Source organism: Empedobacter sp. GD03865, assembly GCF_029840775.1.
GTDB classification, from domain to species: domain Bacteria; phylum Bacteroidota; class Bacteroidia; order Flavobacteriales; family Weeksellaceae; genus Empedobacter; species Empedobacter falsenii_B.
In genome coordinates, this window is record NZ_JAOCDF010000080.1 from 1 (window position 1) to 768 (window position 768).

The 768-nt window shown below is 33.7% G+C and carries 2 protein-coding genes; both read right to left on the reverse strand.

Going from position 1 to position 768, the window contains the following annotated elements; all coding sequences use genetic code 11:
• Nucleotides 1–487, reverse strand: a 487-nt coding sequence (locus tag N5D46_RS14720) for an IS3 family transposase (protein ID WP_280050449.1), incomplete at its 3' end; no start/stop codon positions are given.
• A 23-nt stretch (nt 488–510) separates the two neighbouring features.
• Nucleotides 511–768: transposase (locus N5D46_RS14725; protein ID WP_280050450.1), on the reverse strand; the 258-nt coding region annotated here is incomplete at its 5' end.

Here is a 768-nt window from a genome sequence, read left to right on the forward strand (position 1 = left end):
ATTCGATTAGTTTTTCAAGTTCAGAAATTACTTTAGCTGAAGGTAAGCTTGTGTCGATACAAATACTCAAAATTTCTCGATTAAAATCGTCTATAATATTCAAACTTCTCACGCTTTTTCCGTTTTCTAAACTATCATGCATGAAATCCATACTCCACGTTACATTTGGATAAATCGGACGTAAAAGCGGCTCTTTAATCCTTGCAGGAAGTCTTTTTTTACGTTTATTACGTAGGTTAAGTTTCATCGAAGTATAAATTCGATAAACTCGTTTATGGTTCCAAGTAAATCCTAAATTTCGTAAACGATGATGCATCATCCAAAAGCCCCAAGTTTGATGCTCGTTGGATAGCGCTATCAATTGAAAACGTATTTTATCATCCTCATCTTTACGTACTTTTTGATAATAAAAAACGGATGTTCTTAAGCTAAATAGACGACAAGCCCTGCGAGAACTTAGCTGATGTTTTTCTTTTGAATACAACACCAACTCTCGTTTTTCACAAGGCGTTATAGCTTTTTTTCGATAACATCTTTTAAAACTACGTTTTCCAAAGTAAGCTCTGCTACAATTTTTTTATATTGGGACAATTGCTTCTCTAGTTCTTTTAATTGAGCTAATTGATGGGCTTCCATTCCGCCATATTTACTCTTCCATTTATAAAAAGTGGGTTGACTTATTCCATGTTCACGACAAATTTCATTGACTGTTTTGCCTTGATTTTGTTCTGATAAGATCTTGACGATCTGAACTTCTGTAAAATTGCT